This window comes from Bacillus sp. AFS098217 (assembly GCF_002551815.1).
Taxonomy (GTDB): domain Bacteria; phylum Bacillota; class Bacilli; order Bacillales; family Bacillaceae_G; genus Bacillus_A.
In genome coordinates this window covers 37341-50585 of sequence record NZ_NVPR01000001.1, presented here as the reverse complement: position 1 = coordinate 50585, position 13245 = coordinate 37341, and the positions used below count along the sequence as shown (strand labels likewise).

The window sequence follows — 13245 nt, the reverse complement described above, 5'->3', positions numbered from 1 at the left end:
GATTTAATTTTTAAATTAGATGCTGAACAATTTTTCTAGTCCTTGAAATTAGCTAAATTTAGGAGGAATAGGTATGAAGCAACAATTTAATTCATTTTGGGATGACTCAGATGAGTTTGTGAATCCAATTCGGGTAACAGATGAAATGATTGCAAAGGTAGAACAAACACTTTCTTATAAATTGCCAGAATCATATATTACTTTAATTAAGACACAAAACGGTGGAACACCTTTACGTACATGTTTTTCAACAACTGTGCCAACGTCTTGGGCGGACAATCATATTGCGATTGTAGGTATTTATGGAATAGGAGGAGAGCATGGTATTGATACGGAGAGTCCCTATTTAATTGAGGAATTTGATTATCCACGTGTAGGTATTATTGTATGTGAGTCACCAACAGCGGGGCATGATGCTGTTATGCTTGACTACAGTAAATGTGGTAATCAGGGGGAGCCGATTGTTATACATGTGAATGTGGAAAATTATGAAGATCCAATCATTACATTTTTAGCAAAGGATTTTCAAACATTCATAAATGGGTTAGTAGATGATTCTGATTTTGATTAATCCATATTCGAATTTTTAGTACGTTATCAGTAGGAGTAAATGAAGAAGAGCCACCGAAATCGATGGCTCTTCTTCATGTTTAAGATTCCTTCAAATCATCCACTAATTTTTCTGCTAAACGTCTATACATATTGCTCATTGTTACAAAAGAAGTCAGCAATAAGAATTTTTCCAACTCTTTATCCTCAAATGAAGCAGTAGCCTTTACCTCAGCCACTCGTGTATCTACATCCCTTTTAAAGTTTTCTACGTTTGTTTCTGTAAGGTTGAGATAATCTTTGTAGAGGGTGTCCAATTCAAACGTATGGTCGTTTAGTAGTGTCTCATTGAGATTTGCCAATGAACTTTTAATATCATTAATTGAGAGAGCACCCTTTAATTGATAAATTAAACTGATTAAAATCATATGTTCTTTTGAGTATTTCTTGTTTTTTATAGGGATGAATAATTTTCCCTTGGCATAGTTATTAATCATTGTTTTTGTTAGTACTTTTTCGTCTTCCGTTCTTGTTGTATCACCGTAGTTATTTTCAAATAGTTGAACAACTTGATCCACGTATAAATCCACATTAGGGATATCTTCAAGCGTAATATTTTTCTCTAAATGTAGTGTTTCGAGTAAGTTCTTTATGTTTTCCATATAAACCCTCACCTTTGTAGGAATGATATACATTTTATCTTTAAATATGGTATTACGAAACAAATGAAATGTAAATGTTGACCTTTAAATTGATTGTGTATATAATTACATGTAGTTATTAAAACTACATGTAATTATATGAGGAGTTGTTAATGTGAATACTTATATAAGAGAACCGGTTAATGCGTTTACCCATTTAGGTGGTGCCGTATTATCATTTATTGCTTTGTTAGCTATGCTTGTGAAAGTTTCTATGAAAATGCCATCTTTCGCTACAATTACGGCGGTTATCCTATTTGGGTTAGGAATGATGATTCTCTATGCAGCTTCTACTGTATACCACAGTGTTATAGCAAGTGAACATACTATTTATTTCTTTAGAAAACTGGATCATTCTATGATTTTTATATTAATTGCAGGCACATATGCACCCTTTTGCCTAATTACCTTACAAGCTGCAAACGGCTTATTATTATTTGTGCTAGTTTATGTGACCGCGATATGCGGTATTGTTTTTAAAATGTTTTGGTTTAATTGTCCAAGATGGTTATCAACAGCAATTTATCTTATGATGGGATGGTTAATTGTCTTATTCTTTGCACCGTTATCAGAAAACCTAAGTACAGGAGGAATCATACTTTTAGTACTTGGAGGTATTTTTTATACAATTGGTGGATTCATTTATGGTGCAAAACCAAAGTGGTTAGAGTTTAAGTACATGGGACACCATGAGATTTTTCATATTTTTGTATTGCTAGGTAGTCTTGCTCATTTTTTAAGTGTATATTGTTATGTAATTTAATGAAAAAAATTATATATAATAAAGCTACATAGCGTAAGTTATGTAGCTTCTTTAATGGGAATGGTCATTATGAAAAGTATATATGGGATAAAATGTAAGATGGTATTTTTGAGGAATAAACATGTACTAGGGAATATGTGGTATAATTTTAAAAGTTTATAATGAATAAAATATGGAGGACTATAATTATGGCCATACTTGTAACAGGTGGAGCAGGATATATTGGTAGTCATACATGCGTAGAATTGTTAAATAACGGTTATGAAATCATAGTAGTTGATAATCTTTCAAATAGCTCAGTAGAGTCGTTAAATCGAGTAAAAGAAATAACAGGAAAACAATTTAAATTTTATAAAGAAGATCTTTTAAATCGTGAGGAAATTGATACGATTTTTGGAGAAAATACAATCGAAGCAGTCATCCACTTTGCTGGTTTAAAAGCGGTTGGAGAATCAGTAACAATACCGCTTACTTACTACCATAACAACATTACAAGCACATTAGTACTATGTGATGTTATGCAAAAGCATAATGTGAAAAAAATGATCTTCAGTTCATCTGCAACTGTGTATGGGATCCCTGAAACATCACCAATTACAGAGGAATTCCCATTAAGTGCAACAAATCCGTATGGTCAAACAAAATTAATGATTGAACAGATTATGCGTGATGTAGCTGTAGCTGATCCAGAGTGGAGCATTGCATTACTTCGCTACTTCAATCCCTTTGGTGCACATGAAAGCGGCCGCATTGGAGAAGACCCAAATGGAATTCCAAATAACTTAATGCCATATGTAACACAAGTAGCGGTTGGTAAATTAAAAGAGTTAAGTGTATTTGGAAATGATTATCCAACAAAAGATGGTACGGGTGTCCGTGATTACATCCACGTTGTTGACCTTGCAGCTGGTCATGTGAAGGCTCTTGAAAAGATTCTTGGTACAACCGGAGTAGATGCATATAACCTTGGTACAGGTACTGGTTATAGTGTATTAGAAATGGTTGAGGCTTTCGAGAAAGTGTCAGGAAAGGCTGTTCCTTATAAAATTACGGAACGCCGTCCTGGAGATGTAGCTGTATGCTTTGCAGATGCATCTAAAGCAAAACGAGAGTTAGGATGGGAAGCAAAACGAGGCCTGGAAGAAATGTGTGCGGATTCTTGGAAATGGCAGTCGAATAATAAGAACGGTTATCAAGAAGTGTAATATATCGGATGAAATGACTAATAGTCTATAAGGTGAAAAATTTTGTAATAATTTTTCGAGAAAATGGTCTCAGTACATAGTGCTGGGACCATTTTCTTTCATATCCACTCGAAACAATAGTAGGATATATGATTCTTATTGTGTGTTTAATGAATTCTAACGCTTGTATCGTTCTCGAAGTAAGTTTATAATCAAGGAATCCTATTTACCGTTTGATAGGAATAAATATTGTTGAAAGCGCTTTAAATTATGTGGTAGTATTTTGTATAGCTTTCTTTTTCGAGGTAGGAGGTCTGACTTATTTCTGTAAAAATATCGTTATGAATCAGCAAAATATTTTCTATTTTCATGTATTTAGCTCTAAATCAGAAGAAAGATATCACTAGTATGATTTTATGTTGTGAGGAGGTTAAGGTGTGAAAAAACATGATTTTCACACGAACATATATGGGTTACGTTGGATTATTGCTTTCAGGTGCGGCTTTATTTTTAAATAGTCTTGTTATATTAGGGAAAGCAGAAGAAAAAAGTGCGGGCGTTTTTAATTTATTTGTAGGGGTACTACAAATTGTAATTCCGTCTTATCTCATTATGATTTCTGATCAAAGTAATTGGACTATTTATTCATATGCAGCTACTTTTCTATTTGGTTTAACTTATTTATATGTAGGCATTACCTTTATAACAGGAATGAGTAGCAATGGGCTAGGATGGTTTTGTCTGTGGGTGGCCCTTGTCGCATTATTTTATATGGTTGTATCGTTTGTTCAATTTCGTGACATCGTTAGTGCACTGAATTGGTTTATGTGGGCACTTCTTTGGTACTTATTCTTTGTATTAAATGTGCAAAAAAAGAATATAAATCAATATCTTGGCAGAATAGCATTTGTACAATCATGGGTAACGCTCACATTTCCTTCTCTCCTTTATTTTATGGGGGTATGGGGAACATCAGCAGCTTATCAGGCATGGATTTATGTCTCAGTGCTTTCAATTTTATATTTTTGTTATTGTGTTTTTAAATATCGAGTGCGGTAATGGTTATACGATTACGAGAGCAAAAGAATTAAGATTTCAGTTTAGAAAGTTGGAGACTGATATGAATCATATATTGAAGTTATGTAATGGTTATTTATAAATCCCCCGGTGGCAATCCGGGGGATTTTGGAGGATTTCGACGATCCCAGTTTGCATTACCAAATTTACCTTATACGCATAATTAATGTTTTTGTGATTTAATTGCTTGTAAATACTTTTCATTTACTCGATCCCAGTTAACCGTATTCCACCAATTTGTAACAAATTCTGGACGACGGTTTTGATACTTCAAATAATAAGCATGTTCCCATACATCAATTACGAGCAATGGGATTTTTCCTTCTTGCAGTGGTGTATCTTGATTTGGTGTGCTCATGACAGAGAGTTCGTCACCATCAAGTACAAGCCATCCATATCCACTTCCGAAGCGACTAATTGTTGCCTTGGAAAGCTGGTCTTTTAGGTTGTCAAAGGTATTGAAATAATAATCAATTACTTTTGCAACGTCTCCATTAGGTTCGCCTCCACCTTTCGGACTCATCATTTCCCAAAAAAGGCTATGGCAGTAATGTCCACCACCGTTATTTCTTACAGCTGTAACAATGTCTGGCGGAAGAGTGTTTAAATTACATAATAATTCTTCTAAAGGTTTGTTCTGCAATTCTTTATAACCTTCCAAAGCTGTATTTAAATTTTTTACATATGCCGCGTGATGCTTTCCATGATGAAGTGCCAAAGTATCACCATCAATATATGGCTCTAATTCATCATAGTCATATGAAAGTTCAGGCAAATGAAATGAAGACATATAATTCACCTCCTTTTCTCTAAAAGTTGCCTATGGTAAAAATATTTTACCTAACTCAAAAATACACTTGTTTTTTTTATAAGTCAACAATAAAACATATAATTCTATTAATTTTCTGAAAAAACGAGCTTTAGTGAAGAAAATAGACGCTTTTGATTTTGTTTGTTACAACACACCTTTTTGCTTATACTGTAAAGTAGTAGTGTGTTGTTGAAACAGAAGGAGATTGCTTATGAATAAAGTGAAGAAATTAATAGATGAAGCAAGAAAGTTTATTACAACTTGCTATCAAGAGCTTGGTAGAGAACAGCAAATAGAAGAACGCCTCAACCAAATTGTATCGGATATAGAGCGGACAGGAACGTATGAACACACTTTTGATGAACTTGTTCACGGTGCACGGATGGCCTGGAGAAATAGTAATCGATGTATCGGAAGATTATTTTGGAATAAAATGCATATATTAGATGCTCGTGAAGTGAATGATGAGGAAGGTGTGTATAATGCACTTATTCATCACATTCGATATGCAACGAATAATGGGAAAATTAAACCGACGATTACAATTTTTAAGCAGTATAGCAGTGAACAGAATAATATTCGTATTTATAATCATCAATTGATTCGATATGCAGGGTATGAAACGGAAGTAGGGTTAATTGGCGATTCTCATTCTGCCTCATTTACAGCGTTTTGTCAGAAGCTTGGCTGGAATGGCGAAGGTACAAATTTTGATATATTGCCACTGGTATTTTCTATTGATGGACAAGAGCCTATATATAGGGAAATTCCTAAGAGGGATGTAAAAGAAGTTGAAATTGAGCATCCAGAATATCCATTTTCATCTCTAGGGGCAAAATGGTATGGTGTACCAATCATTTCAGATATGCGTTTAGAAATCGGAGGGATCTCCTATACAGCGGCACCTTTCAATGGCTGGTATATGGGGACTGAGATTGGAGCTCGTAATTTGGCGGACCATGATCGTTATAATTTGCTTCCAGCTGTTGCAGAGATGATGGATTTGGATACATCTAGAAATAGCACACTATGGAAGGATAAAGCATTAGTTGAATTAAATGTAGCTGTTTTACATTCTTTCAAAAAGCAAGGAGTAAGTATTGTTGATCATCATACAGCCGCACAGCAGTTTCAGCAATTTGAAAAGCAAGAAGCTGCTTGTGGTCGTGTAGTGACAGGAAACTGGGTATGGCTTATTCCGCCATTATCGCCGGCTACAACTCATATTTATCATAAACCTTATCCGAATGATATTCTTACTCCGAATTTCTTCCATAAATAATCAAAAAAGCATTGAAATAAAAGATTTCAATGCTTTTTTTGAGTAAGCTTAATCTAGTACTTTTCCTTTCGTCTCTGGTACACATACCAGCATTGTAATGAGCCCAATTGGATAAATGATGAAGATGAGTGATAATGCTCCAAGTAAATTGCCACCTGTAGCAAGTAACCCGATAATTACTGGTCCAAACCCCGCTAACCCTCGGCCCGTACCGAAAATAAAGTTTTCGGCTGTAGATCGTGCCTCTGCTGGATAGTTTTCTGCCAAAATTGCTCCGAATCCCCCCATCATACCGTTAGCAAAGAAACCAAGTAAGGCGCTTCCCCATAATAATAATGTTGCATCTGTAAATAGGAAGAAGTAAATCAGGCAGTATATAGTACCACCGATGTAGTAGATTGCAAAAGTTTTACGGCGTCCAATTTTATCAGCTAAAATTCCAAATGTTGCAATCCCAATTAACATTCCGATTGTAGAAATAAACATCCATCCACTTGCTTTCGCTAATGTGTAGTTATATTTATTCGCTAAAATTGTAGGCATCCATGTGAAAATACCATAGTATCCAAAGTTTTGAATAAATGACATAATAATAAGTCCGATAGTTGTCATTGTTACTTTTCTATTTGAAAATAATTTACGAAGGGGAAACTTTTTCATATGTTTTAGTTGTTCTGCTTCATCAACTGTTAAAGTGCCCTTTGTTTCTTTTTGTAGTAATTCCTTCTTATATTGTTGTTTTTGTTCCCATATTTTTGGTTCACTTAAACTTTTGCGAACATACACCGCTAGTAAGGCAGGGATTAAACCAAATAAGAAAACAGCTCTCCAGCCAAAGTGTGGAACGATAAAGGCTGGAAGCAATGAAGCAACTAACACTCCAAATTGCCATCCAAGTGCGACAACAGAAGTTGCTTTTGCACGCATTTCTTTCGACCATGTTTCTGTTACGATGGCCATTCCGATTCCAAATTCACCACCAACACCCATACCTACTAGAAAGCGAAGAATTAACAATTGCCAATAATCTGTTGCGAAATAAATTAGTGCTGTTGCTAGTGAGAATAATAAAATGGTAAAAGCCATTGTTCGAATGCGGCCCAATAAATCGGCAATAAATCCAAATAAATATGAACCGATTAGCATCCCAAGTGTTGTCGCTAGTGTAAGGTTTCCGCCTTCTACTGGTGTTAAGTGAAATTCTTTTAAAATATAGACGAGTACAAAAGACAAGAGTAGCATATCTAAACCTTCTGCTGCATAGCCTAGAGCAGAACCAAGCAATGTCTTATATCGTTTTGCTTTTGTCTCCTCTGCTACTTGTTGTAATTCACCTGTGGTATTCATCATTACTCCCCCTCATTTGTTATACAGTCGCTATGGAAGAATAATAAAAGGCCTTCTCACCTAGTATTGTGAGAAGGCCAAAAAAAGCATACGTATCCCTTATGGAAGAACATGCGTATTTATATTCCGACTTCCTTCTCAACCTCACGGGGCTGTGTTAAAGGACTGTAATTAGATTACTTTATTTTTAGCACTCTTCGATTGTGTTGTCAAATAAAGAGAATGATTATTTTTGTGATTTTCTATTGTAGCATGTTATAAAATATATGTTATTTTTCTTGACGGTACCTTCACTATTTTCCGATAATGAAACTAACTATATAAATCATTTTAATTTTCGACATCTAAATCCCTGCTATGCAGAATAAAAAGTAACGTACACTCGTTTGCTCTTTCTGTTTTTACTTCGCATGTGGCAGAAAAAGGCTCTGACCGCTTCTATGTATGGCCAGATGCTCTTTCCCATCTAAAAAGAGGGGGGGATGTCGGTTTTTTAATTGATATATAAACAAACAAACAAAGGATGAATCACAGATGCTAGATTTAGTGCTTATGATGATTGAGCGCGTTGGATTAATTGTTATCTTAGGTTTTTTACTTTCACATATTAAAACGTTTCGGCGCCTCGTTCAGAAACAAGATGGATATAAAGATAAGTTTATGCTCATTTGTATTTTTTCGCTATTTACAATTGTAAGCAATTACACAGGGATTGAAATTGCAGGGAATACCATTATGAATGAAAACTGGCTACAAGGTGTTTCTTCATCAAGTACCATTGCGAATACACGTATTATGGGCGTTGGGATTAGCGGTTTATTGGGAGGACCAATTATCGGGACCGGCGTTGGATTTATTGCTGGTATTCATCGCTATATGCTTGGGGGAACGACAGCTCTTAGTTGTGCAATTTCGTCTATTTTAGCAGGAATTATTGCTGGCTATATTGGTCGTATTTTTCAAAGCCATAATCGTGCCGTTACACCTAAATTCTCAGCTATTTTAAGTGTTCTTATTGTTTCTTTAGAAATGATTATGATCTTATTTATTGTAGAAGATGGTTTTAACATTGTGAAAACGATTGCAATACCGATGATTCTTGTGAACAGTTTTGGTAGTTTTATTTTACTTTCTATGATACAAGCTATTTTACGCCAAGAAGAAAATGCAAAGGCTTTACAAACTCATAAGGTACTTGGGATTGCTGATAAGACATTACCTTATTTTCGCCAAGGTTTAACAGAGGAATCTTGTAAACATGTGGCACAAATTATCCATCGCTTTACAGGAACGGATGCGGTATCTTTAACAGATACAGAAAAAATATTAGCGCACGTAGGATTAGCATCTGATCACCATATACCTTCTCATAGTTTAATTACAGGGTTATCAAAAGCAGTTTTAAAAACAGGGAAAATAATGAAAGCGAAATCGCGAGAGGTAATTGATTGTCAACATGAAGGATGTCCCTTGCAAGCAGCGATTGTGATTCCGTTAACTTCGCACGGGAATACAATGGGAACATTAAAGTTGTATTTTAAAAATTCGAACCAATTAAGTCGTGTGGAAGAAGAATTAGCAGAAGGGTTGGCGAAGATTTTCTCAACACAGCTTGAGTTAGGAGAAGCAGAATTACAAAGTAAATTACTTCAAGATGCAGAAATAAAAGCATTGCAAGCACAGATTAATCCGCATTTTCTATTTAATGCAATTAATACAGTATCAGCTTTATGCCGCACAGATGTAGAAAAGGCTAGAAAACTTTTATTACAGCTTAGTGTTTATTTCCGTTGTAATTTACAAGGGGCTCGCCAATTGTTGATTCCGCTGAAGCAGGAGCTGAATCATGTACATGCATATTTATCGTTAGAACAGGCAAGGTTTCCAAATAAGTATGAGGTGAAAACATATATCGGAGAAGGGTTACAGACAATTTTGCTTCCGCCATTTGTATTGCAGTTATTAGTAGAAAATGCACTTCGTCACGCCTTTCCAAAGAAACAGCCCATTTGTGAGGTAGAAGTTCATGTATATGCGACAGGAGACATGGTTCATTTTAAAGTGAAAGATAATGGACAAGGGATTGAAAGGGAGCGTTTAGAGCAGTTAGGAAAAGCTGTTGTTGTATCGAAAAAAGGAACGGGGACGGCCTTATATAATATTAATCAGCGGTTGATAGGATTGTTTGGGAAAGAGACAATTCTTCATATTGAGAGTGAAGTAGAAAAAGGGACAGAGATTGTATTTACAATTCCGATTCAAAACATAGAGGAGGAAGAGAGTGGTGTTAAAAGTATTAGTAGTCGATGATGAAATGTTAGCACGGGATGAATTGAAATATTTATTGCAGCGTACAAAAGAGGTTGATGTAATCGAAGAAGCTGATTGTGTGGAAGATGCATTGGAAAAGCTAATGGAGAACAAGCCGGATCTTGTCTTTTTAGATATTCAGTTATCAAATGATAATGGGTTTGAGATCGCAAATATATTAAAGAAAATGAAGAGTCCACCTGCCGTTGTATTTGCAACAGCGTATGATCAATATGCATTGCAGGCATTTGAAGTGGATGCATTAGATTATATTTTAAAGCCGTTTGATGAAGAGCGTATTGCACAGACATTAAAAAAATATAAGAAGAGAAAGGAGAATGAAACAGAGAAACATCAAAATATGAAGAGTATAGATGTAGCTCCGGAGATGCATAAGCTTGCACTTCCAATCGAAGAATCTATTGTACTTGTGAATATTAAAGATATTGTTTATGTAGGACTTGTTGACGGAAAGGTAACTGTAAAGACACTCCGGGAAACATACGTAACATATGATACGCTTGTTATTTTAGAAAAGAAACTGCCGCAAACAAGTTTTATGCGCGTTCATCGTAGTTTTATTGCGAACATTAACCACATTTCGGAAATACAGCCTTGGTTTAACTCTACTTATAATTTAATTATGAAAGATGGTTCCAAAGTACCGGTAAGTCGCACATATGCAAAGGAACTGAAGAAGCTGCTTCGTATTTGAGAGGCAGCGATGGCAAGTATTGAAGTAAAAGTAGTTGGGGTTGTAACAGTTGTTATTATTCCAATGCTAATGCCATTTCTTGGATAATAGAATGTGTTTTGTAAAAATATAAAAGCAAGCTATTTGTAGAACAGATTTCTACTGATAGCTTGCTTTTTGTGTTACAGTAGTTGTATGACCTATTTTATTATGAAAGAACATAAGATTTTCCTTAAATCTTCATTAATACTTTGCATAATGCGTTCTGAAAAGGACCATTGTATTGTAAAATAGAAAGTAACATCATGTATCCGAACTCAGATCTAGAGGAGATACCGATAAACGCCTAATTTGTGGGGGAGATAAAGAAAAGCCCACTTATTAAAGTTTCACTTTATAGGACAGGAGAGATCACTCGTCGATTATGCAAATGAAAAACCTGTTTCAAAGCAAAGGATTTCAAAGATTGCTGGTATTGCTTTTATTAGCTCTTATATTATATGGGCTACAAAGTATGTTTAATTTAATTTTAATCACGTTTATGCTTACGTATTTAATGGATCGATTTCAAAAATTTATTTCTCGAAAACTCGATCATTTTCTGCCGATTAATCGAAAAATTATTATAGCGTTATTATATGTGATGTTAGTTGGTGGAATTGCCGTTACGTTAGTTAAGTATCTGCCAGTACTAACGGTGCAAATCTCACAATTAATCTACCAGTTTAATGTATTCTTTAAAAATCCGCCAGATAATGACATTATAAAGGCAGCAATTAATGCCATTAACCATATGGAGCTTTCCAAATATATTGGGCAAGGTGTGGACATTCTTTATAAATCTATCGCTAATGTTGGGAAATTTGGGTTGCAATTTTTCCTTTCTCTTATTTTAAGCTTATTCTTCTTGCTTGAGAAGGCGCGTATTGTCGCTTTTACCGCGAAATTTAAAGAGAGCAGACTTGCCGTTTTTTATAATGAAATTGAATATTTCGGAAAGAAATTTGCACGTTCTTTCGGAAAAGTAATTGAAGCGCAGTTTTTAATTGCTATTGTTAATTGCGTTTTATCTGTTATTGCACTATGGATTTTAGGATTTCCACAATTGCTTGGTTTGGCGTTAATGATCTTTTTACTCGGCTTAATTCCAGTAGCTGGTGTAATTATTTCGCTAATTCCGCTCTGCATGATTGCTTATAATATTGGTAGCATTACATATGTTATCTATATTATAATTATTGTTACTTTCATTCATGCACTTGAAAGTTATGTGTTAAATCCAAAATTCATGTCACAAAAAACGAATTTACCGATTTTTTATACATTTATGGTATTAACTTTCTCTGAACACTTTTTAGGTGTGTGGGGGCTTATTATTGGTATACCAATTTTTGTGTTTCTATTAGATGTGTTAGATGTGACGAGTGATGAGATAGAAAAAGATTCTGCTAAAAAATAGAGTGAAGGAAAAAGCATCGGACGCCGGTGCTTTTTCTTTTATAACTTCTGACTTCTTATGCCATACTGTAAGAAGAATTAAATAATTGGGGTGAAATAAATGGCTATAAACGAAAAGGTAGAAATTGCAACGTTTGCAGGAGGATGTTTCTGGTGTATGGTTTCACCATTCGAAGAGATGGAAGGTATTATACAGGTTGTTTCAGGTTATACGGGTGGGCATAAAGAGAATCCGACTTATAAAGAGGTTTGTTCTGAAACAACAGGGCATTATGAAGCGGTACAAATTACATTCGATGCAAATAAAATGCCGTATGAAAAATTATTAGACATTTATTGGAGACAAATTGATCCAACAGATAGTGGAGGTCAATTTCATGATCGTGGACAATCGTATGAGACTGTAATTTTTTATCATAGCGAAGAACAGCGTGAACAAGCAGAAGCTTCAAAAATGGCACTTGCTGAGAGCGGCCGGTTTTCGAAACCAATTGCTACAAAAATACTCCCTGCTACTACATTTTATCCAGCTGAAGGGTATCATCAAGATTATCATAAGAAAAATACATTTCGTTATGAGTTATATCGTCAAGGATCAGGACGTGATGCTTTTATAAAAAAACATTGGCCTAAAGATAATGCCCATTTAAAAGAACGATTAACAGATATGCAGTTTTACGTAACACAGGAAAATGGAACAGAGCCTCCGTTTCAAAATGAATATTGGAATCATAAAGAGGAAGGTCTATATGTAGATATTGTATCAGGTGAACCGCTGTTTACTTCACTAGATAAATTTGATAGTGGATGTGGTTGGCCAAGTTTTACAAAGCCGGTTATGTCAGCTAGTGTGAAAGAGAAAATGGATGTTAGCCACAATATGACGCGTACGGAAGTAAGAAGTAAAGAGGGGGATGCCCACCTTGGTCATGTATTCCCAGATGGACCAGGTCCAAGTGGTCTCCGTTATTGTATTAATTCAGCAGCACTTCAATTTATTCCGAGAGAGGACTTAGAGAAGGAAGGCTATGGAGATTTTCTAATATTGTTTGGAAATAAAAAATAACCT

12 protein-coding genes and 1 pseudogene are annotated in these 13245 nt (G+C 35.1%); 10 read left to right on the top strand and 3 right to left on the bottom strand.

The window, feature by feature from the left end:
• The first annotated feature begins 73 nt into the window (after nt 1-73).
• Nucleotides 74-571 carry an SMI1/KNR4 family protein gene (locus tag COO03_RS00220; RefSeq protein ID WP_097894478.1) on the top strand — a complete coding sequence of 166 codons (498 nt, stop codon included), beginning with the start codon at nt 74-76 and terminating at the stop codon, nt 569-571.
• 79 nt (nt 572-650) lie between these two features.
• Here COO03_RS00220 and COO03_RS00215 read toward each other — a convergent pair whose 3' ends face one another.
• Nucleotides 651-1211 carry a DUF1836 domain-containing protein gene (locus tag COO03_RS00215; RefSeq protein ID WP_097894477.1) on the bottom strand — a complete coding sequence of 187 codons (561 nt, stop codon included), beginning with the start codon at nt 1209-1211 and terminating at the stop codon, nt 651-653.
• 154 nt (nt 1212-1365) lie between these two features.
• Between COO03_RS00215 and trhA the strand changes: the two genes are divergently transcribed.
• The 3 genes from trhA (at nt 1366) to COO03_RS00200 (ending at nt 4256) form a co-directional block, all read left to right on the top strand.
• Entirely contained in the window at nt 1366-2013 is a 648-nt protein-coding gene (trhA, locus tag COO03_RS00210; RefSeq protein ID WP_097894476.1) for a PAQR family membrane homeostasis protein TrhA, read from the top strand.
• A gap of 188 nt (nt 2014-2201) precedes the next feature.
• Complete coding sequence (gene galE, locus COO03_RS00205) at nt 2202-3218, top strand: UDP-glucose 4-epimerase GalE (RefSeq protein WP_097894475.1); 1017 nt, start codon at nt 2202-2204, stop codon at nt 3216-3218.
• A 447-nt stretch (nt 3219-3665) separates the two neighbouring features.
• Complete coding sequence (locus COO03_RS00200) at nt 3666-4256, top strand: AmiS/UreI family transporter (protein WP_097894525.1); 591 nt, start codon at nt 3666-3668, stop codon at nt 4254-4256.
• A gap of 181 nt (nt 4257-4437) precedes the next feature.
• Here the strand turns inward: COO03_RS00200 and sodA are convergent, their stop codons facing one another.
• Nucleotides 4438-5064, bottom strand: coding sequence for a superoxide dismutase [Mn] (sodA, locus tag COO03_RS00195; RefSeq protein ID WP_097894474.1), 627 nt, complete (start codon nt 5062-5064; stop codon nt 4438-4440).
• 232 nt (nt 5065-5296) lie between these two features.
• On the opposite strand from sodA, the gene COO03_RS00190 reads away from it, so the two are divergent.
• Nucleotides 5297-6367 carry a nitric oxide synthase oxygenase gene (locus COO03_RS00190; RefSeq protein ID WP_097894473.1) on the top strand — a complete coding sequence of 357 codons (1071 nt, stop codon included), beginning with the start codon at nt 5297-5299 and terminating at the stop codon, nt 6365-6367.
• Nucleotides 6368-6415: 48 nt separating this feature from the next.
• Here the strand turns inward: COO03_RS00190 and COO03_RS00185 are convergent, their stop codons facing one another.
• Nucleotides 6416-7714 (bottom strand): MFS transporter, encoded by a 1299-nt coding sequence (locus COO03_RS00185; protein WP_141523166.1) that lies wholly within the window; start codon nt 7712-7714, stop codon nt 6416-6418.
• Between the two features lie 534 nt (nt 7715-8248).
• On the opposite strand from COO03_RS00185, the gene COO03_RS00180 reads away from it, so the two are divergent.
• The 5 genes and pseudogenes from COO03_RS00180 (at nt 8249) to msrB (ending at nt 13242) form a co-directional block, all read left to right on the top strand.
• Nucleotides 8249-10024, top strand: coding sequence for a sensor histidine kinase (locus COO03_RS00180; protein WP_097894471.1), 1776 nt, complete (start codon nt 8249-8251; stop codon nt 10022-10024).
• Nucleotides 9999-10739 (top strand): LytR/AlgR family response regulator transcription factor, encoded by a 741-nt coding sequence (locus tag COO03_RS00175; protein WP_097894470.1) that lies wholly within the window; start codon nt 9999-10001, stop codon nt 10737-10739. Before COO03_RS00180 ends, COO03_RS00175 begins: the two co-directional genes overlap by 26 nt.
• A pseudogene (locus COO03_RS26240) lies at nt 10740-10826 on the top strand (antiholin LrgB); the annotation flags it as partial.
• 316 nt (nt 10827-11142) lie between these two features.
• Nucleotides 11143-12177, top strand: a complete 1035-nt coding sequence (locus COO03_RS00170; RefSeq protein WP_097894469.1) for an AI-2E family transporter — start codon at nt 11143-11145, stop codon at nt 12175-12177.
• A 99-nt stretch (nt 12178-12276) separates the two neighbouring features.
• Nucleotides 12277-13242 carry a peptide-methionine (R)-S-oxide reductase MsrB gene (gene msrB / locus COO03_RS00165; RefSeq protein ID WP_097894468.1) on the top strand — a complete coding sequence of 322 codons (966 nt, stop codon included), beginning with the start codon at nt 12277-12279 and terminating at the stop codon, nt 13240-13242.
• Nucleotides 13243-13245 lie beyond the last annotated feature (3 nt).

Bases quoted from the DNA above. Each gene is read 5' to 3' on its own strand.
- COO03_RS00220 (WP_097894478.1), top strand. From the start codon at position 74: ATGAAGCAACAATTTAATTCATTTTGGGATGACTCAGATGAGTTTGTG.
- COO03_RS00215 (WP_097894477.1), bottom strand. From the start codon at position 1,211: ATGGAAAACATAAAGAACTTACTCGAAACACTACATTTAGAGAAAAAT.
- galE (WP_097894475.1), top strand. From the start codon at position 2,202: ATGGCCATACTTGTAACAGGTGGAGCAGGATATATTGGTAGTCATACA.
- COO03_RS00200 (WP_097894525.1), top strand. From the start codon at position 3,666: ATGGGTTACGTTGGATTATTGCTTTCAGGTGCGGCTTTATTTTTAAAT.
- sodA (WP_097894474.1), bottom strand. From the start codon at position 5,064: ATGTCTTCATTTCATTTGCCTGAACTTTCATATGACTATGATGAATTA.
- COO03_RS00190 (WP_097894473.1), top strand. From the start codon at position 5,297: ATGAATAAAGTGAAGAAATTAATAGATGAAGCAAGAAAGTTTATTACA.
- COO03_RS00185 (WP_141523166.1), bottom strand. From the start codon at position 7,714: ATGAATACCACAGGTGAATTACAACAAGTAGCAGAGGAGACAAAAGCA.
- COO03_RS00180 (WP_097894471.1), top strand. From the start codon at position 8,249: ATGCTAGATTTAGTGCTTATGATGATTGAGCGCGTTGGATTAATTGTT.
- COO03_RS00170 (WP_097894469.1), top strand. From the start codon at position 11,143: ATGCAAATGAAAAACCTGTTTCAAAGCAAAGGATTTCAAAGATTGCTG.
- msrB (WP_097894468.1), top strand. From the start codon at position 12,277: ATGGCTATAAACGAAAAGGTAGAAATTGCAACGTTTGCAGGAGGATGT.